Origin of the sequence: Martinezella lusitana (assembly GCF_900094565.1) — a bacterium.
GTDB classification, from domain to species: domain Bacteria; phylum Pseudomonadota; class Alphaproteobacteria; order Rhizobiales; family Rhizobiaceae; genus Rhizobium; species Rhizobium lusitanum.
The window spans coordinates 137,414-156,471 of sequence record NZ_FMAF01000009.1 but is presented as its reverse complement, the minus strand read 5'-3'; the positions used below and the strand labels follow the sequence as shown (position 1 = coordinate 156,471).

At 59.5% G+C, this 19,058-nt stretch carries 19 protein-coding genes; 16 read left to right on the top strand and 3 right to left on the bottom strand.

The window, feature by feature from the left end; all coding sequences use genetic code 11:
• Positions 1–58: 58 nt before the first annotated feature.
• The 4 genes from GA0061101_RS19840 to GA0061101_RS19825 all read left to right on the top strand — a co-directional run bounded on the left by GA0061101_RS19840 (position 59) and on the right by GA0061101_RS19825 (position 2,926).
• Positions 59–826: an ABC transporter ATP-binding protein gene (locus GA0061101_RS19840; protein WP_037197994.1), complete on the top strand. Its 768-nt coding sequence runs from the start codon at positions 59–61 to the stop codon at positions 824–826.
• Complete coding sequence (locus tag GA0061101_RS19835) at positions 813–1,589, top strand: ABC transporter permease (protein WP_092574591.1); 777 nt, start codon at positions 813–815, stop codon at positions 1,587–1,589. The genes GA0061101_RS19840 and GA0061101_RS19835 overlap by 14 nt, the downstream gene beginning before the upstream one ends.
• Positions 1,590–1,801: 212 nt before the next feature.
• Positions 1,802–2,575, top strand: a complete 774-nt coding sequence (locus GA0061101_RS19830) for an SDR family NAD(P)-dependent oxidoreductase (RefSeq protein WP_037197998.1) — start codon at positions 1,802–1,804, stop codon at positions 2,573–2,575.
• Between the two features lie 48 nt (positions 2,576–2,623).
• A complete protein-coding gene (locus GA0061101_RS19825; protein WP_037198001.1) occupies positions 2,624–2,926 on the top strand; it encodes a putative quinol monooxygenase in 303 nt (100 codons plus the stop codon).
• 12 nt (positions 2,927–2,938) lie between these two features.
• On the opposite strand, the gene GA0061101_RS19820 is transcribed toward GA0061101_RS19825, so the two are convergent.
• Positions 2,939–4,048 carry a LacI family DNA-binding transcriptional regulator gene (locus tag GA0061101_RS19820; protein WP_037198002.1) on the bottom strand — a complete coding sequence of 370 codons (1,110 nt, stop codon included), beginning with the start codon at positions 4,046–4,048 and terminating at the stop codon, positions 2,939–2,941.
• 472 nt (positions 4,049–4,520) lie between these two features.
• Between GA0061101_RS19820 and GA0061101_RS19815 the strand changes: the two genes are divergently transcribed.
• The 6 genes from GA0061101_RS19815 to GA0061101_RS19790 all read left to right on the top strand — a co-directional run bounded on the left by GA0061101_RS19815 (position 4,521) and on the right by GA0061101_RS19790 (position 11,476).
• Positions 4,521–5,555, top strand: a complete 1,035-nt coding sequence (locus GA0061101_RS19815; RefSeq protein ID WP_092574589.1) for a ketopantoate reductase family protein — start codon at positions 4,521–4,523, stop codon at positions 5,553–5,555.
• A gap of 101 nt (positions 5,556–5,656) precedes the next feature.
• The gene (locus tag GA0061101_RS19810) at positions 5,657–6,718 is read left to right on the top strand and encodes a ketopantoate reductase family protein (RefSeq protein WP_037198004.1); all 1,062 of its coding nucleotides are present in this window, start codon (positions 5,657–5,659) and stop codon (positions 6,716–6,718) included.
• Between the two features lie 58 nt (positions 6,719–6,776).
• On the top strand, positions 6,777–7,883 hold the full coding sequence (locus tag GA0061101_RS19805; RefSeq protein WP_051963715.1) for a sugar ABC transporter substrate-binding protein: 1,107 nt from the start codon (positions 6,777–6,779) through the stop codon (positions 7,881–7,883).
• A gap of 16 nt (positions 7,884–7,899) precedes the next feature.
• On the top strand, positions 7,900–8,925 hold the full coding sequence (locus GA0061101_RS19800; RefSeq protein WP_051963718.1) for an ABC transporter permease: 1,026 nt from the start codon (positions 7,900–7,902) through the stop codon (positions 8,923–8,925).
• A complete protein-coding gene (locus GA0061101_RS19795; RefSeq protein ID WP_037198006.1) occupies positions 8,922–10,439 on the top strand; it encodes a sugar ABC transporter ATP-binding protein in 1,518 nt (505 codons plus the stop codon). Before GA0061101_RS19800 ends, GA0061101_RS19795 begins: the two co-directional genes overlap by 4 nt.
• 56 nt (positions 10,440–10,495) lie before the next feature.
• A complete protein-coding gene (locus GA0061101_RS19790) occupies positions 10,496–11,476 on the top strand; it encodes an ABC transporter permease (RefSeq protein ID WP_092574587.1) in 981 nt (326 codons plus the stop codon).
• A gap of 140 nt (positions 11,477–11,616) precedes the next feature.
• Here the strand turns inward: GA0061101_RS19790 and GA0061101_RS19785 are convergent, their stop codons facing one another.
• Entirely contained in the window at positions 11,617–13,338 is a 1,722-nt protein-coding gene (locus GA0061101_RS19785) for an extracellular solute-binding protein (RefSeq protein ID WP_092574586.1), read from the bottom strand.
• Positions 13,339–13,406: 68 nt separating this feature from the next.
• Positions 13,407–14,333 carry an NAD(P)-dependent oxidoreductase gene (locus GA0061101_RS19780; protein ID WP_063835603.1) on the bottom strand — a complete coding sequence of 309 codons (927 nt, stop codon included), beginning with the start codon at positions 14,331–14,333 and terminating at the stop codon, positions 13,407–13,409.
• A 580-nt stretch (positions 14,334–14,913) separates the two neighbouring features.
• Between GA0061101_RS19780 and GA0061101_RS19775 the strand changes: the two genes are divergently transcribed.
• Genes GA0061101_RS19775 through GA0061101_RS19755 form a run of 6 tightly spaced genes read left to right on the top strand, consistent with a single transcriptional unit; the run spans position 14,914 to position 19,054 of the window.
• On the top strand, positions 14,914–15,702 hold the full coding sequence (locus GA0061101_RS19775) for a glucose 1-dehydrogenase (protein ID WP_037198011.1): 789 nt from the start codon (positions 14,914–14,916) through the stop codon (positions 15,700–15,702).
• 10 nt (positions 15,703–15,712) lie between these two features.
• Positions 15,713–15,880: a hypothetical protein gene (locus tag GA0061101_RS39475; RefSeq protein ID WP_156143652.1), complete on the top strand. Its 168-nt coding sequence runs from the start codon at positions 15,713–15,715 to the stop codon at positions 15,878–15,880.
• Between the two features lie 17 nt (positions 15,881–15,897).
• The gene (locus GA0061101_RS19770) at positions 15,898–16,971 is read left to right on the top strand and encodes a zinc-binding dehydrogenase (protein ID WP_092574584.1); all 1,074 of its coding nucleotides are present in this window, start codon (positions 15,898–15,900) and stop codon (positions 16,969–16,971) included.
• Between the two features lie 2 nt (positions 16,972–16,973).
• Positions 16,974–17,741, top strand: coding sequence for an SDR family NAD(P)-dependent oxidoreductase (locus tag GA0061101_RS19765; RefSeq protein ID WP_092574582.1), 768 nt, complete (start codon positions 16,974–16,976; stop codon positions 17,739–17,741).
• An 18-nt stretch (positions 17,742–17,759) separates the two neighbouring features.
• Positions 17,760–18,044 (top strand): YciI family protein, encoded by a 285-nt coding sequence (locus tag GA0061101_RS19760; RefSeq protein WP_037198012.1) that lies wholly within the window; start codon positions 17,760–17,762, stop codon positions 18,042–18,044.
• Positions 18,041–19,054, top strand: coding sequence for a Gfo/Idh/MocA family protein (locus GA0061101_RS19755; RefSeq protein WP_092574580.1), 1,014 nt, complete (start codon positions 18,041–18,043; stop codon positions 19,052–19,054). Before GA0061101_RS19760 ends, GA0061101_RS19755 begins: the two co-directional genes overlap by 4 nt.
• The last annotated feature ends 4 nt before the right edge of the window (positions 19,055–19,058 follow it).

Here is a 19,058-nt window from a genome sequence, read left to right as displayed (position 1 = left end):
TCCAATGTCAGTGACAGCAAGGAAAATTCAGGCCGTGGCCCAATCAAACCCGATACCCATGGTTTCCATCAGCGGCGTCACCATGGCGTTCGGATCGTTCGTGGCCGTCGAAAACGTCAACCTGACCGTCGGCGACGGAGAATTTCTCTCCATCGTCGGACCGACGGGCTGTGGCAAGTCCACCATCCTCAACGCCATCGCCGGCCTTTTGAAGCCTTCGGTAGGCGGGGTCTCGATCGACGGCGCTGCAGTGAAGGGCGTGCAGAACAATATCGGCTATCTCTTTCAACAGGACGCGCTCCTTCCCTGGAAGACGGCTTATGAGAACGTCGAGCTTGGGCTGCGGTTTCGTGGCGTGTCCGCCGGCGAACGGCGCGAAAAAGTCATGGGATGGCTTGAAAAGGTCGGTCTCAAGGGCTTTGAAACCCGGTTTCCCCATCAACTTTCCGGCGGGCAGCGCAAACGCGTGCAGATGGCGCAGGCCTTGATCACCGAGCCCAAGGTCATCCTCATGGACGAGCCGTTTTCGGCGCTGGACATCCATACCCGCCATCTCATGCAGAACGAGCTTCTCAAGCTGTGGCAGGAAGACCGCCGCGCCGTGGTCATGATCACGCATGATCTCGAGGAGGCGATTGCACTCGGCGATCGTGTCGTCGTTCTGGCCGCCGGCCCCAGAAGCCGGGTAATCGAAACCTTCGGCGTCGATCTCGAACGGCCGCGCGATGTCGCCGAAATCAAGCTCGACCCGAAATTCATGACCCTTTATCGCGACATCTGGGCGTCGCTGCGCGGCGAAGTGGAGAAAAGCTATGCAGGCCATTAACGTTCGTCTCATCCAGGTGGCGCTTCTGGCGATCATCCTCGGCGGCTGGCAATTCGGGGTTTCGTCCGGGGTGATCGACCGCTTCTTCTTTCCGGCGCCATTGGATATCGTCAAACAAGTGACGACCTGGATCAGTGATCACGGTTTCTACAAACATGTCGGCATCACACTCGGCGAGACCGTTCTTGGCTACCTGATCGGGACTGGTCTCGGCGTGGCGGCGGGGGTCTGGCTTGGCCTCAGCCCGTTCGTCGCCAGAGTTCTTGATCCTTTCATCAAGGCCGTGAACGCAATCCCGCGCGTCGTGCTCGCTCCCATCTTCGTGCTCTGGCTGGGACTCGGCCTCTGGTCGAAGGTCGCACTGGCGGTCACGCTGGTCTTCTTCGTCACCTTCTTCAACGCGATGCAGGGCGTCCGCGAGGTCAACCCGGTCATCCTATCCAATACCCGCATCCTCGGCGCCAAGCGTTCCGAGCTGCTTCGCCACGTCTATTTCCCGGCCGCGGCAACCTGGATCCTGTCGTCGCTGCGTACCTCCGTCGGCTTTGCCGTTGTCGGCGCGATCATCGGCGAATATCTCGGCGCATCGGCGGGTCTCGGCTACCTCATCGCCCGCTCGGAAGGCAACTTCGATGCCGTCGGTGTTTTTGCAGGCATCATCATCCTCGCCGTCTTCGTTCTGATCATCGACCTGATCCTCGATGTCATCGAAAGGAAGCTCATCACCTGGCGTCCGAACGCCGGCGAAGAGCGTCCCGCCTGAGTTCACTCTCCGGGAAATTGAGGAGGGCAACCTGGCTGGGTGCCCTCCTGTTGGATTCCGCCCTGTTGACCCGTCCTTCCGCCTGGCGTTGGCCCTGCCAGGTAGAGACAGAGCCCTTCAGGGACAGCCAAGTCCAAAATGGATAATTACACGGTTCTCAACCACGAAATTGTTTGTAGCATCTCCCGAAGGCTTGGGAGGAGCGGCGCAATATGACGGATATGAAACTTTGCATTTTGACAGGTGCCGCGGGGGAAGTTGGCCGGGCGACAGCGAAACGCTTCGCTGAGAGCGGTTGGTCGATGATTCTTTGCGACCGGACCGCTGAGATTGCCGGTCTGGCGAAAGACCTTTCAGCTGAGTTCGGCCATGCCTGCCTCGGTATTCAGATGGATCTCGCGAATGATCAAGAGGTCGACCAGATTGCGAAGACGGCCCTTGAGACCGGCATTCCGTTGCGCTTTCTAGGGCTCGTGGCCGCGATCAACCATCCGGCCGTCAGCATCGAGAACTTGGACATGGCCCTCTGGGACCGGGTGCACAACGTAAATCTGCGCGCGAACGTCAAGTTCATCAGCGCGTGTGTGCCGTTGCTGCGGAAGGCGGGCAGGGCTTCCATCGTGAATGTTGCCAGTTTCTGGGGCCGTGAAGGACATGCCTACTTCAGCCCCTATTGTACATCGAAAGCCGCATTGATTTCGCTGACGCAGAGTGTCGCCGCGGAACTTGCGCCGGATATCCGGGTAAACTGCGTTGCTCCAGGCAATATCAACACGCCGATGCATTTCAACGCGCTTGCGGTTGAGGCCGAAAAGCGCGGGATTTCAGCCGATGAGATGCGTGAGATCGAATGGGGCAAGATCCCGATGGGTCGTCCCGCGGAAACGGCGGAGATAGCGTCTGCAATTCATTTTCTGTCTACCGACGACGCCAACTATTTCGTAGGCGCGACGCTGGACGTCAACGGCGGCTGCCGATTCACCTAACCACGCGGTAATTGAGACGCGAATTGGAAGTTCAGGGGAGAAGAACGAATGTCGGACCAGCTAACGGTCATCGCGCATCTGGTGGCGCGCCCGGATAAGATCCAGGACACCAAGGAATTTCTGATGTCGCTGATCGAGCGCACGCGCGCGGAGGCGGGCTGCGTCGATTATCATTTGCATCAGAGCCAGGAAGATCCTGCGAACTTTGCCTTCTATGAAAATTGGATCGATCGTGCAGCGTTGGATGAGCATATGGAAACGCCGTATCTCAAGGAATTGATTGTACGAAAGAACGAGTTTTTCAAAGTAGACCCGGACATCCGCCTATTGACGATGATTTCGCCGCGATGACATCCGTCAGGTTCAAACACTTATGGGATCCGATTGGATAACAATCGCCGAAGGGTCGGAACTCGATCCGGGCTTGCGTGCAGGTCCGGTACTGCCTCTTAGCACCAGATGAGGGGTGAGGAGGATGCGCTTCACCGGTTGCGAGTGATTTTTGATCAGGCTCATCAGCAGGTCAGCGCTCTCGAATCCGAGATCGCGGCCGGCGGTGTGCAAAGTGGTCAATGGCGGCGACAACAGATTCATGAACGGTAGATCGTTGACGCCGGCAAGAGAAATCTGTTCGGGACAAGCGACCCCAGCCGACTTCAGGGCGACGAGGCAACCGACGGCGAGCAGGTCGTTGAAGGCGAGGACCGCGGTGCTGGTCAGTCCGGATGCAAGCATATGTCCCATGATCCGCTCACCTTCCACGACATCATAGGCTCGCGCTTCAATGACATCGAAACGGCAACCGGCAGCCTTTGCAAGGCGGGTCGCTGCATTGAACCCCGCCAGCCTGTTTTGAGCGGTGGAGGCCGCGAGCGGCGGTGTTACATAGGTGATGTCCTTATGACCCAGGTCAAGAACGTGCTCGACCATCGCCTGAACGCCTGCCGCATCGTCCATCGCGACCGAAGACATCCGGGAGTGCCGAGGATCCCGAAGAACGGCGACGGTCGGTATGCCTAGTTCCAGGCAAAGCTCGACCGAGGGGTCGTTCAACTCGAAGCTTGCGACGACCAGCCCGGCGACGAACTGGCTGCTCATGCGCTCGACGATCGATCTGAGTTTGACGGGACTGTAGTCCGAATTCGCGACGAAAGTGACATAGCCGTCTTCCGCGACGCGTTCTTCTACGGAAGCGATGATGGGAGAAAACAGCGGGTCGCTGAGATTGGGGACGATGAGGCCGATCGTTCCCGTCTTCTGCGTCCGAAGGCTGGAGGCGAGACTGTTGCGCTTGTAGCCGAGTTGCTCGGCAACCTTTTCGATCTTTCGGACGACCTTGCTCGATATCCGATGGCTTGTCCCGGGGTTCAGCGCACGCGACGCCGTCGAGACGTGTACGCCGGCGCCGTTGGCGACGTCGACGATGGTGACGCGCGGGCGCTTGCTCTGGTGACCTTGCGGGGTATCGCTCATTCGGTGCCGACTACTTCAACATTCGGATTCGATTAACTGGAAAAATATGCGATCAAACCTTTGCATACAAGGTGGGTCATAGAGTGCCGGCGGCCGATTTGCGACCACCCCTGGCGAATGAGCTATTTCTGTCTATGCAATCGTTGATTTTGGATCCTGTTCTTAATTTTCCTCTTTTGGTAAGCGGCGGGTGCAGTCGACAGGCTCTGAGCGCGTCTTTTTGCCGGCCCACTTTTTCCAAATCGTGGGACCGTTGAAAAAGCTTTTTAGTTTTAAACAAACGATTGCTCCAATCGAAAATTTTCATAAGCAATTGGATATTTTATAAAAATCGACAAAAGGCATATTTTTTGCAAGACCATTTGGAAAATATTTGAGCAAACGTTTGCACTTGACTCAGTCGGCTGTGCTCTCTAACCATGCCTTCGGATGGAACGGCACAGTGCGGTGCCGGACATGGAGAGAACGCACGATGTCTTGGGAATCTGAGCGCAATTTGAAGATTGCATTCGTCGGCGCCGGCGCGCAGGGCGCTTCGATTGGCGCCGACTTTGCGCTTGCGGGCCTCGACGTGACGTTCATCGAACAATGGCCGGAGCATGTCGACGCAATGAACGAACACGGTATCAGCGTCAACATGCCTATGCGATCCATCAATGCAAACGTTCGCGCAAAACATCTCTGCCAGGTGGCCGAATTGCGGGAGCGCTTCGACGTCATATTCCTCGTGGTCAAGGCTTATGACACCCGCTGGACATGTCAGCTTGTCGAGCCGGTTCTTGCGTCCGACGGCCTCGTCGTCGGTGTCCAGAACGGAATGACGCAGCGTGCGATCGCGTCCGTCGTCGGCGCTGAGCGAACGGTTGGAGCCGTATTCGACATGGCCTCCAACATGTTCACTCCCGGCGTGACAAACCGGCAGAACGATCGTGATACGTCCTGGTTTGCGCTCGGCGCGCTCGATCCGGCAAATCGCGAGCGTGTGGAAAGAGTTGCCGAATTGCTGCGGCTGAGCGGCCGCGTCGAGGTTACGGACGATATCGGCTCTGCCAAGTGGATGAAGCTGATCGTTAATGCCGCGCAACTGGTTCCGTCCGCGATCCTCAATTTGCCGTTTGCGGAGGCGGTCAGGGTGCCAGGGATGGCAAAGGTGATGCGAGCAGCCGGTTACGAGGCGATGCGCGCGGCGCAGGCTGACGGCGCAAGCATTGTTCCGATCCTTGGCATGCCTCCGACGACAACCAATGATCCCGACCGCTATGTCGACGAGATCTTCGACGAAGTGCTTAAGACCTTCATGATGCCGGATACGCTGACGACAGTCCTCCAGGACTGGCACAAGGGTCGGCGCGGAGAGGTCCTGGATATCAACGGACATGTCGTGGAGACGCTGGAAAGAGCAGGGCGGGGCGCTCCGGTCAACCGCCGGATCGTCGAGATCGCCCGCTCGATCGAGCAAGGAAGTCTGACGGCGCAGGTGACGAACAGTTCCCTCTTTGCGACGTGACAAGGCGCTTGCGAACTGAGGTTCAAGGGTCCGCCAGACCGGACAGGATTGACTGAAACATTGCGTGCACGAGCCGCACGCCATCGGAGAAGGAGAGTCATATGGGTTGGGATAAGGCGCGCGGCCCGCGGATCGCATTTCTGGGAACGGGGGCACAAGGCGCGTCCATCGGGGCCGACTTCGTATTGGCCGGGCTCGACGTCACCTTCATCGAGCAGTGGCCTGACCATGTCATGGCCATCCGCGAGCACGGGATCACCGTGAACCTGCCGAGCCGCACCATCAATGCGAAGGTCCCGGCTCTGCATCTCTGCCAGGTGGCGGAAATCAAGGAGCCTTTCGACGTCGTTTTTCTCGTGGTCAAGGCCTACGACACCAAGTGGGCATGCCAGCTTATCGAGCCCTGCCTTGCTCCGGACGGAGTGATCGTCGGGCTTCAGAATGGCATGACGCATGAAGACATCGCGGCCGTGGTTGGTCGCGAGCGGACGATCGGTGCTGTGATCGAGATCGCTTCCAACATGTTCGTTCCCGGCGTCACGAACCGGCAGAACGATCATGACACCTCGTGGTTCGCACTCGGCGCGCTCGACCCCAAGACGCAGGAGCGGGTGGAAGACGTCGCCGATTTGCTGCGGAATTCTGGCACGGTCGAGGTGATGGAAGACATTCGTTCCGCAAAGTGGATGAAGCTCGTTGTCAATGCCGCCGAGCTTATTCCATCGGCGATCATCAACCTGCCGCTGGCGGATGCTGCGCGCGCACCCGGCATGCTCGAGGTCATGCGGGCGGCGGGATACGAGGCAATGCAGGCAGCATTAGCGGACGGCGCCAAGATCGTCCCGATCATCGGCATGCCGCCGGTCACGACGAACCATCCGGAGCGTTATGTCGATCAGATTTTCGAAGAGGTACTGAAGACCTTCTCGCAGGCTGACACGCTGACGACATCACTGCAGGACTGGCGCAAGGGGCGCCGCGCCGAGGTGCAGGAGGTTAACGGATGGGTCGTCGATATCCTTCGTGCCCATGGCCAGAAAGCGCCGGTGAATCAGCGCGTTATGGAGGTCGCCTACGATATCGAGGCCGGCCGGATCGAAGCGCGACCAGAGAATGCAGCCCTATTGATCGAAACATATCGGGTCGTGGCCGAGCGTCGATAAGTCCCGGCGGTCACGCGGCAGGCAAAGCATCAATTTTTAACCTGAGGAGGAAAATGGCATGAAATCGCATCTGAAATGCGGCGCCATCGCGCGATGGCTTCTAACGTCCGCGGCGGTCTGCGCGAGCGTCGCAATCCCAGCCGCGCATACGAACGCCGGTGAGGCGAAGGGCGGCAAGCTAATCGTCGGTATCGACGAGACGGCTTCCGAATATTGGTCGGAATATCTGCAGGGTGTGAAGGACATTGGCGAGTCGCTCGGCAAGGATCCGACCGTACTCACCAGCAACTATCAGGGCGATCAGCTGCTCGCGCAGCTCGGGGCCACCTATTCCGCTGGCTGCAATCAGTGCGCTCTTGCCACCGATCCGTCGTCGAATGCCTTCGTCAAGGCTGTTGTCAACCGGTCGGCCAAGTCGAAGGTCCATGTCGTCACGATCTGGAATCGGCCCGAGGACATCCATCCCTGGGATACGGATTCCAAATATTGGGTCGCCCATACCTCCTTCGACGGTGTGATGTCCGGCTACTACCAGGTCATGGCGCTTTGCAAGGCGCTGAACGGCAAGGGCAAGATCGCCGCGATCGAAGGCGTGCCGTCAACCCCGCCGGCCTATCAGCGCATCGCCGGCCTGAAAAAGGGTCTGAAGGAATGCCCTGGCCTGGAGCTTGTCGACACGCAGGTGGGCGACTGGCAAGAAACCAAGGCTCAAAATATCACCCGTACCTGGCTTGCCCGCTATGGGGATCAGCTACAGGGCGTCTTCGCGTCCAACGATGCCATGGGCCGCGGCGCGGTCGCCGCGCTGAAGGAAAAGGGACTGAACGGCAAGGTTCTGGTCACCGGTTCTGACGGTTCGAATATCGGGCTGGAAATGGTCAAGAACGGCGACATGCTGGCGACCGTCTGGAACGATCCGGTCTTGCAGGGCGCGGTTTCCATGTCGCTCGCCTATGCGGCCGCTGTCGGCGACATCGATGCCGAGAAGCTGAGCCATGCGCAGCGCGACTTCTACCTCAAGCAGGATGTCGTGACCAAGGACAATGTCGATAAGTATCTCGACCTGAAGAAGAACGCGCCGAAATACACCTACGACGAAATTAAGAAGGACTTCTGGAAGGACTCGGCAGGTCAGATTCCGGAAGGCGCAAACGAGAACAAGTAATCGGAAGGAGGGGTCGATGGAGGCCGCTACCAGTATGAACTCCAAAACGGTCGCTCGCTCGCTAACGCTTTTTGGCGAGATCAGAAGCAAATCGTCATGGAACCAGTTTGCAGGCCCTGTTGTGGCGCTCATCGTGCTGTCTGTGGGCTTCCAGCTGGTCAGCGGTAGCTTCTTTACGATCGACAACCTCAAATCCGTGGTGGAGGCAGCGGCGGTTCCCGCAATTCTCGCCGCTGCCATCAGCTTTGTCGTCATCATGGGATCCATCGATCTCTCGCTGGAAGGCACCATGGCGACGACGAGCATGATCGTTGCCCTTCTCGTCGCAAACGGGGTCAACGGCAACGATTACGGCATGGTCGGATTGCTGGCGGCGCTGGCCGTTGGCCTCGCCTTCGGCCTTTTCAACGCCGTCCTCAATGCGGTGCTGCAGATGCCGTCCCTGATCGTGACGCTCGGAACCTGGTTCGTCGGGCTGGGCATCGCGGCAGTCCTGTTTCCCGCCCGTGTCCCGCAAATCAACGATCCGCTCATTCTCAACCTCGCCCGCCTCCGGCTCTTCGATTTGAGCTTGGTCGTCTACATCGCGCTCGCCGTCATCGTCGTCAGCCAGTTGGTCCTGAACTTCACGAGGCTCGGGCGCATGATCTACGCGATCGGCGGCGACGAAGGCCTGCTCGTGGCTTCCGGCCTGCGCATTCGATGGGTCAAGATCGCCGCCTTCTCGATTTGCGGTCTGCTGGCCGGCATGTGCGGCGTGCTGCTGTCCGCACAGCTCAGCACCGGAAATGCGAATATCGGCAGCGGACTTCTGTTTCCGGCCATCAGTGCCGCCGTTCTTGGCGGCACCGTGCTGACGGGCGGACGCGGCGGCGCGGTTCAATCCGCGCTCGGTGCCTTGATTCTCGAGGTGCTGAACAATGGCCTCATCCAGATCGGCGCCGGTCCCTACACCCGCCACATCATCAGCGGCTCGGTCATCGTGATCGCCGTCGCAGCAGGCGGCTGGCATCGCCGCCGCAAACTGAGGGTCGTAAAATGACAGGCTCGCTCGTTCTCAAAGGTGTCCGCAAGACCTACGGCAGTGTCGTCGCGCTCGAAGGCATCGATTTGGAAATTCGCGCGGGGCAGGTGCTCGGGTTGATCGGCCAAAACGGCTCAGGCAAGTCCACACTGCTGAAGATATTGGCGGGGCTTGCGGCGCCGGACCAAGGAGAGATCATTCTCGACGGGCAGCCGATCGTCCTGGATTCGGCCGCGACAGCTAGTCGCTACGGCATCGGCATGGTGCATCAAGAGCAGTCCCTGATCCCCAACCTGACCGTCGCGGAAAACATCTTCCTCGACAAGCCGCACCCTGCCACGAGAAACGGCCTCTACCGATGGGGCGCTCTGAACAAGGCCGCACAGGCGCAGCTGCATAAGATCTCGGTCGAGCTGCCGACCCGCGCGCTCGTGGAGGATTTGCGGTTTGCCGAGCGCCAGCAGGTCGAACTCGCCAAGGTTCTGGCGATCGAGGAACTCGTCGACAGACCGCCGATTATCCTGTTCGACGAGCCAACCTCGGTTTTGACGCCGGATGAGATCAAGCTTCTCTTCAAGCAGATCAATAGATTGCGCGGCAACGCGACGATCGTCTTCGTGTCGCATCGCTTGGAGGAGGTGTTGGAAATCAGCGACCGCATCGTCGTCATGACCGACGGCCGCAAGGTGGCCGAGAGAGACAGCGGTTCGGTTGACCGCAATGAACTCTATGAACTGATGGTCGGTCGGCAGCGGGTTACCGATGCCAGGTCGGATCGGAAGCCCGCAGCGCAGGCCTCGACGCCGGTGCTCAAGATCGAGCGGCTGAGTAGTGGTCAGCATTTTCGCAACATCAACTTCGAACTTCGGCGCGGCGAAATCCTCGGCATTGCCGGCGTGCTCGGCTCCGGGGCCGAGGAAGTTTGCCGGGCAGTCTTTGGCGCCGAACGCGTCGATGCGGGAGGGATCGCGATCGAGGGCAGGGCGGCAAATCCGACCAGCCCGCGAACCGCGGTTCGGCAGGGTATCGGATATCTTCCGGCCGACCGCCGCGCCGAAGGGATGCTTCCGAGCCGATCGCTGTTCGAGAATGCCGTTCTCACATTCGGGCTGGACTACGGCTGGCGCTCCCTTGTTTTGCGGCGCGGCAAGGAGCGGCCGGTCGCGCTCGAATGGATGAAGCGTCTAAAGGTGAAGATGCACACGCCCTATGCGCCCATCTCCAGCCTCAGCGGCGGCAACCAGCAGAAGACTGTGCTTGCAAAATGGCTGATGGCCAGGAAACTCAAGGTTCTCCTGCTCGACCATCCGAGCCGCGGGCTGGATCCCGGCGCGCGGGACGATCTCTTTGCCGTCATCCGGGAGCAGGCCGACAAAGGCCTGTCGATCGTCTTCGTCGGCGACACGATCTCCGAGTTGTTGGAGCTTTCCGACCGGATCGTCGTGATGCGGGACGGCGAGATTACCGCACGTTTCGACCTGACGGATGGAGCCATGCCGAAGGAAGAGGAAGTCGTCGCGGCCATGGTCTGATGTGGCTTGGCCAGGTTTCGCTTCGAAGCTGAATTTGGAATAAGGGAAGAACGACCATGGGTAATGCACTGGACAGCACATTGATCGCCGCTCTTCGGGGAAGCCGATCGACCTTGTTGCGAGGGCTTGGCCCCTTGGCGGTTCTGATCGCGCTCGTGGCGGTCAGTGCCGCCATCGCACCCGGGGTAGTGGAGGTGGACTCCCTTGTCAGCTTCTTGTCTGATGCGGCGCCGATCATCGCGCTGGTCATCGGCGGCACGCTCCCCATTCTGGCGGGCAGCATCGATCTGTCGGTCGCCGGCGTGGCGTCGCTGACCGGGGTGCTGGTCGTCGTCCTCAATCCGATTTTCGGCCCGTGGACGTCCGTCGTCGTCATCCTCATCGCGATGGCGTTCGGCGCGACACAGGGTCTGCTGCATTCGTGGCTGCAACTGCCATCCTTCATCGTCACGCTCGGCACGCTGAGCATGCTTTCTGGTCTGGCGCTGTTGCTGTCGAACGCGACGGCGGAACCCATTCCGGACAATGATCTCTTCGTGACCTATCTCTCCGACAGCACCGCCGATATCCCAAATACCGTCATAGCCCTTATCATCATCATCGCGGTGCTGGGACTGATGCTTCGCTATCTTCGTCTCGGGCGAGATATCTATGCGCTGGGCACCGGCGAGCGGGCCGCGATCATGTCTGCCGTGAACGTCGTCGCAGTGCGGACGATCATCTTTGCGATTTCGGCCGGCTGTGCCGCAATCGCAGGCCTCTTCCTGATCTCTATAACGGCGTTCAGCTCGCCGACGCTTGCCGGCAATCTGCTGCTGCTCTCTATCGTGGGCGTGGTCTTAGGCGGCACGGCGATTTCAGGCGGTGTCGGCGGACTGCTTCCCGCGGTTGTGGGCGGCCTGATTACGTCGTGGCTGCGCATTGTGACCGTTATCATCGGCGTCCAGCCGACGGCCCAGAATATCGTATTCGGCTTGACGGCATTGGTGGCAGTCGCGCTGACCACGGACCGAAGCAAGCTCGGTATCATCAAGTGAGTTCTCCCGGTTATGCCGACCGATCGGCGTGGCCGGGACCGAATGCGAGAGAGCGGTGGTTCGATTGAACTACCGCTTCGGTGTAATTCCAGCAAAAGTGTAACGCGGTTTTGCGTCCGGAAGCGCTCTATCTATCTCCGCTAAACCACGCTCTGCCTCGCCCACGTCTTATGAGCGGATTTCAGGCTGGCCTCGATCTGTGCGGCTGCGTGCTCAAGAGCTAGCCTCGGTGATTTATTGCCAAGCAGCGCGTCATGGATCTCCTCGCCAAGAACCTTCTCGATCGTCGTATATTGCGGGATCTTGGGGCGTTGCCAGGTATGCAGCAGGTTCTTCTTCGCCAGCTGGTCCACGAAGCGGACGATCGGAGAGCTTGCGGCAGCTTCCGGATCGGCGCTGACCGAAAAGCGCGGAGCGACCGGAAATCCGTTCTTCACATGCGCCTTCATAGCTTCCCTGGAAGCCATCCATGCGATCGCGTCCGCCGCCAGCTCCACTCTTTCCTCCGGCAGATTGGTCGGAATACAGAAAAGAAAGCCGCCGATCGGAGAGGCGCGCGTGCCGCCGGGACCGTATGGCTGCGGCAGATATTCGACTCGCCGCTTCACGACCGACTGGACGTCATATTCGAAGCGGGCCGCGCGCATCGTCCAGAAATAACCCAAGCTCGCTTTTCCCTTCAGGAAGACTTCCAGGGTTTGATCCCAGGCCATCTCCAGAATCTTTGGCGGCGAAATTTCGATCAGCCTGCGCATGTATTCGAGGGCGCCAAAACCGGCATCGGACAAGATGGTGCAGCTCAATTCTTCCAGGTTTGCGCCTTCGAGCGTGAAGCCAGAGCGCGTCTTGCGCAGGGAGATCGCCGGCTGCCCGCAGGCGCCCATGAAGAATAGAAAGCTCGACGCGATTGGCATGCCCCGCGCGCCATCCCAGACGGCTCCGAACATGCCTTCGTCCGGAGCATGAAACTTGCGACCGGCGCTGATGACATCATCGAAAGTCTTGGGAAAGGAGAGGCCCGCATCGGAAAAAAGATCCCTCCTGGCCGCCAGTAGTTCGACGGTACAGTAGCCCGGAACGCCGTAGTCCTTACCTTCCCAGGTTGCCGATGACCAGATGGATGGGTGGAAATCGAGCGGATTGATGCCGGTCTTCTGAATATACTGATCGATCGGTCGGATCACACCGCTCTCCGCGAATTCCCCGAGCCATGGCATGTTGATCGCGATGACGTCATAGTCGGACAGCGGTTTTGCGCCGTTTTCACGCGCGCGCCGATAGAGGTCGGGAAGCGGCAAAAGGTCAAAATTTTTGCGTGAAGCGAGATTGTTGCGGAAGTCGGCCCACATGTTCCGCATTGCGGAGAAGTAGTTATCGTCGTTCAAGAGAAAGCGAAGCTCGATCTGCGATTCGGCACGCTTCTGGACAAGCCTCATCGGTGGAATGATCTGCGAACCGAGAGGCGTACCGCCGAAATAATATTCGTCTTCCTCCTCGCCGGCGCGCAGCCCCAAGGTCTGCGCGAGGAGCGATTTCGTCTTGCGGGCATAGGTTTCGAACGAACGAAGCAACTGCTCGCTCGGCTGCAGCGCGAAGCTCTTGCCAGTCGAACCTTTGGCGACTTTGAGAATGTAGCCGCTATCGATGAGACGGTTGATCAGTCTCATCGAGGTCGCATAAGGGAGACCGGATTCCTGTCCAAGCGTCGAGATCGAGACAGTCTGGCTTAGTATATGGGACTTGATCAGGAAGGTGACGATCAGCCAAATTGCATCGTCATCGGCGGCTGCGACCACCTCCCTGAATGGGCGGCGCGTTTTCTCGATGAAATCGATGACGCGCAGCATTTCATATTCGTTCACGTCGGCCTCCCAACCGTCGCGCTAAAGACGATCAGACTAGCTGGCAAATTTTCCTTTCGCCAGCCCGCTCAAATGGCTTTTAGCGTCTCTGATGCGGCGGTCTTGTCCCGGGTCATCCCCGCCAGCCGTTCGTACTGTTCGAAAAGAACGAAGAAGTCTTTCTCGGCAAGCCCGTCGGCGAACGCTGCCTCGTATTGCTGCCGGATCATGGAAGCGAGATACATCGGCACATGATCGGATTTCGCCGCGCCAAGAATAAGATCGAAATCCTTCATCATCTGCGAGACGGAGAATGCCGGATCGAAATTGCGGCTGACCAGGAGATCGCGCTTGTAGGCAATCAGCGGCGAGGCCACCGCGCTTTCGCAGATGACGTTGAGCATGGTCTCGACCGAGAGGTTTCCCTTCAATCCGAGTGTCAGCGCTTCTCCGAGCAGGGCAGCCGTCGCCCCCACCAGCGCATTCAGCACCAGCTTGAGATAGCGCGCTTCCTCGCCATCGCCGAGATAGAATCGCTTGGACGAGAAACTCGCAAGGATGGGCTCGATCTTGCGATAGGCCTCCTCCGGCCCGGAGACCATGACGGAAAGCATGCCGGAAGATGCGGTGATCGTGCTTCCCGAGACGGGCGCGCGCAAATAGGCCACGCCTTTGCGCCCGAGAGCCTCGGCGATTTCGGCCGAGATTTCCGGGGAAACGGTGCTCATCTCGACCAGAATTTGGCCGGGCTTCAGCAGATCGACGAGGGCGGATGGCGCCAATGTCAGTTGGCGAAGAACGGCATCGTTTGGGATGGTGAGCATCATCACGTCCGACGCCTCGGCGAGATCTTCAAGCGAATGCGCCACATTCGCGCCCTGGGCGACGACGGAAGCACGGTTTTCGGGAAGAGGCTCGTAGACGTACAGAGGATATCCGTTTTCAAGGACGCGCCTGCTCATCGGGGCGCCCATCTTTCCGATCCCCGCCCAGCCCACTCTCAACGTCTCAGTCATGCACAACCTTCCTTCCCTGGCGGCGATCGCTGGCCAGAAATATTCAATGCCGCTTTTTCATGGAGGAGCGCATCAACTGAAATAATTTCCACGTTCAGCGCAAGTGCCGCTTCCTCCCGGCAGAAATCTTAGCGTCTGAATCAGATCGATTGCTTCACCGAAAATATCCATTTCGGATAATTAAAGGTTTGTCGAAGCACATGTTCATCCTCTAGCTTTGTTTTCGGATCGCACGGCGGTTCCTGTGGGAGGAATAAAAGCCGTCAACAAAATATAAATGCTGCGGGTGCGAAGTGTCTCCGCAAGCGATACTTTGTTGCCAGCGGTTTAATCATTTCACCGGAGGAGGAATTGAGATGAGATGTAAGGCGATCAGCGGCATCAACCCTTTGGCGCAGTTGTCGCTCGGAGAGCATTCGACTGCTGCGTCCGCAGCGCCGCTGACACCAGTAACTCCTCGTCATCTACCGAATGAATTGCGCCGCTCGTGCCGCGTCGCTGGGATCAATCTTCCTGCGTCACCGGGCGTGGCCGCGGGGCCGCATGCCCGCGTAACGCTCGGTCAATAAGAGAAAATGCCATGAGTGGGTTGGTCAACAACAAGGTTGTCATTGTTACCGGAGCAGCACGCGGCATCGGTGCTGGCATTGCCGCGGACCTTGCCGAAAAAGGCGCACATGTCGTCATCGCCGACCTGAATGCCGACGCCGCGCGGCAGACGGCTTCGAAAATTTCCGCCGGCGGTAACAACGCGATCGCCGTTGCCGTCGACGTTTCCAGCCGTGCGAGCGTCAAAGCCCTGATCGACCAGACAGTATCTCGCTTCGGCCGGCTGGACGTCATGTTCAACAATGCCGGCATCAGCCAGACCTGCCCATTTCTCAAGGTCACGGAAGAGGATTTCGACCGGATTATGAAGGTCAACGGCCTTGGCGTTCTGATCGGAACCCAGGAGGCTGCAAAGCAAATGATCGCGCAGGGCCATGGCGGCAAGATCATCAATACCGCCTCGGTGGCAGGCAAACAGGGTTATCCATTGTTTGCGCATTATTGCGCCTCCAAGTTCGCTGTCGTTGCGATCACCCAGGCAGCCGCCCGTGCACTCGCCGAGCACAAGATCACCGTCAACTGCTTCGGGCCAGGCGTCGTGAAGACGGAACTTTGGGAGCAACTTGACCGGGAATTCCTGGAGCGAGGGCTGACAGAAAAGCCGGAACAGGCGATCAACGAGTTCTCGCAATCAATCCTGCTCGGCCGTGTCTCGTTACCGAAGGACATTGCGGGCGTCACCACGTTCCTGGCATCCGATGCGTCGGACTATGTCACCGGCCAGACCGTTATGGTCGATGGCGGCATGGTGCTGATCTGAGGAGGACGTCATGAGGCCGCTGAGCAACAGGGTCCCAATCATCACCGGCTTCGGCGAGGAAGATGCCGCTCCGTATATGGGCCAGGATCATTATTTCGTCCTTATCCGTGCTTCCGGCGAGACCTGTTTAGGGACGCGCAACAGCATGGTCTGCGGCGGTGGCTACACAGCACAGTAATCATGAAAGGCATGACAATGAAAGCTGTACGATATTATTCCAAGAAAGACATCCGTGTCGAAGAGGTACCCGCGCCAAGCGGTCCGCTGGGCGACGACATGGTGCTGATCGAGCCATTGGTCTGCGGCATTTGCGGAACTGACTTGCACGAATACATCGCGGGACCGATCGTGACGCCCGCCACCCCCAACCGCTATTCCGGCGCGACTTTGCCGCAGATCCTCGGCCATGAATTTTCCGCCAGGGTCTTGGAAGTGGGCAAGAAAGTCACGCACGTCTCCCCGGGCTCGCGCGTTTCCATCCAGCCGCTCATCTCGCCGCGCGACGATTACTACGGCCGCCGCGGCCTCTTCCATCTCAGCGAAAACATGGCGGTCGTCGGTTTGTCCTGGGATTGGGGCGGCATGGGGGAACGCGCCGTCATCAATGGCTACAACGCCATTCCCGTGCCGGACTCGGTCTCGGACGTCCAGGCAGCCATGATCGAGCCGGCCGCCGTCGCGCTATACGGCGTCGATCGGGGCGGGGTGACGAGCGGCAGCAGCGTCCTGGTCTCCGGCGTCGGCCCGATCGGCGCGCTTGTCCTGTTGGCCGCCAAGGCGGCCGGCGCGACGAAGATCTTTGTCTCGGAGCTCAACCCGAACCGTCGCGCTCTGGCGCAACAGCTCGTTCCGGAAGCGATCGTCTTCGACCCGCGCGAAACGAATACGGACCAGTTGTTCCGCGATCAGACGGAGGAGGGTGTGGGGGTCGACGTCGCGCTGGAATGCGTCGGCGCCGAGGCATCGCTCAATCTTTGCGCCAAGGCCGTGCGCCGCCGTGGCACCGTCGTGCAGGTCGGCCTGCATGTGCGGCCGGCCTCGGTCGATGCGATGCTCTGGGCACTGAAGGATATCACCGTCGAGGCAACGTGGTGCTACCCCGTTCAGATCTGGCCCCGCATTGCCTCGATGATCGGCGCCGGCATCTTCCCGGTTGAAAAAGTGGTCACTGCGCAAATCGCGCCGGAAGACGTGGTCGAAAAAGGCTTCGAAGCGCTGCTCGATCCCAAGGCCACCCACATGAAGATTCTCGTCGATATGAAGGCCTGATCATGACGAATCCGATGGATCTCGGCGGACGAAGCTTTCTGGTCTCAGGCGCGGGCGGCGGCATCGGCAGCGCAACCTGCCGGTACCTAGCCTCACTCGGCGCAACGATCGTTGCTGCCGATCGCGATACTTCGGTGGAGAAGACCCGTGATGACATTCGTGCGGCGGGGGGAACGGCGGAAGCCGTCATCTTCAACGTTACCGATAAGGCATCGGTCGAGGCCGCGGCAGCAAAGGTTGCCGAGCGCTTCGGTCCCCTCGACGGCCTCTTCGCCAATGCCGGCATGTCCTATGAGCGCACGGCGCTAGACCACAGCGAGGCCGACTGGCGCACCGTCATGTCCGTCAATCTCGACGGAGTCTTCTGGACCGTGCAGGCGTTCGGAAGATCCATGATCGAGGCGGGGCGAGGGGCCATCGTGATGACGGCGTCGATCGCCGGCGTCAAAGCTGTTCGGCCGGAGCTCCATGTCGGCTACGACGTCTCGAAGGCCGGCGTCGCCCATATGTGCCGTGTTCTGGCGGCCGAATGGGCAAGGTCGGGTGTGCGCGTCAATGCCGTCGGCCCCGGTTACACGGATACCGTCATGCTGGCGGAAGTCGGCCGCGCCCAACCTGCCGTCATGCAGAAATGGTTGGACGACACGCCAATCAATCGCCTGATCAAACCCGAGGAAATTGCTTCCACCGTCGCCTTCCTGCTCTCCGATGCGGCGAGCGGCATCACCGGCCAATTGCTGATGGTCGACGGTGGCTATTCCATCGCTTAAATTCGAAAGGAATTTTACATGTATTACGCTGTTCATTGCCTCGACCATGAGGGCGCCGTCGAGAAGCGGCTCGCCAACTACGATGCCCACAAGGCCTATCTTTCCACCGGCAAGACCAAGACGGTGATCTCCGGTCCACTTCTGGCGGACGACAACGAAACCATGATCGGCTCTCTCTTCGTTTTCGAGGCCGACACCAAGGAAGAGATCGTCGCATTCAACAAGGCTGATCCTTTCACCAAAGCGGGTGTGTGGAAGGCCGTCAACATCCATCCATTCAACAAGCGGGTGGACAATCGATGACCATGATCGAGGAAAACCCGGTCACCGCCGCCCTGGTCGGTCTCGGCTGGTGGGGCCGAAAGATGGCGAGCATCGTCAATGCCGGCGGCGCGCGGATGCATTTCGTACGCGGTGTCGATCCGAACCCTGATGCGGCTGCATTCGCCGGCCAGATGGGTCTGCAATATTCGCCGGATATGGCTGAAGCGTTGAATGATCCGACGATCGAGGCGGTCGTGCTTGCCACGCCGCATTCGCTACACCGGGAGCAGATCGCGCGCGTTGTCGCGGCGGGGAAACACGTTTTCTGCGAGAAGCCGCTCGACCTCAGCAGAGCCGGAGCGGAAGCGTCCGTCGCTTTGTGCCGAAAGGCTGGTCTTGTGCTTGGCATGGGCCACGAGCGTCGTTTCGAACCTCCGATCGCCGAAATCCTGGCGGCGGCCAAGCTCGGAAAACTGGGTCGGCTGCTGCAGATCGAAGCGAATTTCAGCCACGACAAGTTTCTCGGCCTCGACCCGTCGAACTGGCGGCTGAAGGCCGAACAGGCCCCGGCCGGCGGCATGACGGCGACCGGGATTCATCTGACGGACCTTGCCGTGAAGCTGATGGGCCGCGCTACCGATGTCCGCGTTGTTTGCGAGAACCTTGCTTCGAGCATTCCGCAGGGCGACACGATGAGCGCGCACATCCGCTTTGCCGGCGGAGGCACGGCCTACGTCTCGGCAACCCTCGCAACGCCCTTCGTCTCCCGTTTCGCCGTCTTCGGTACGGATGGATGGATCGAAGTGCGCGACAAGGCACATGTTGAAGCGCCCGACGGCTGGGTCGTGACCGAAGGCTGGAAGAACCAGCCGATCACTGTCCGCGAGGTGTCGCCCGCCGAACCGGTTCGGGACAACCTTAGAGCCTTTGCCCGCGCTATTCGCGGCGAGGCCGACTATCCGATCACTGGCGAGGATATGATCAACAATATTGCGCTGCTGGAAGCCATCGTGCGGTCTGCGCAGAGCGGCGCCCTGGTACAGGTCTGAGGAG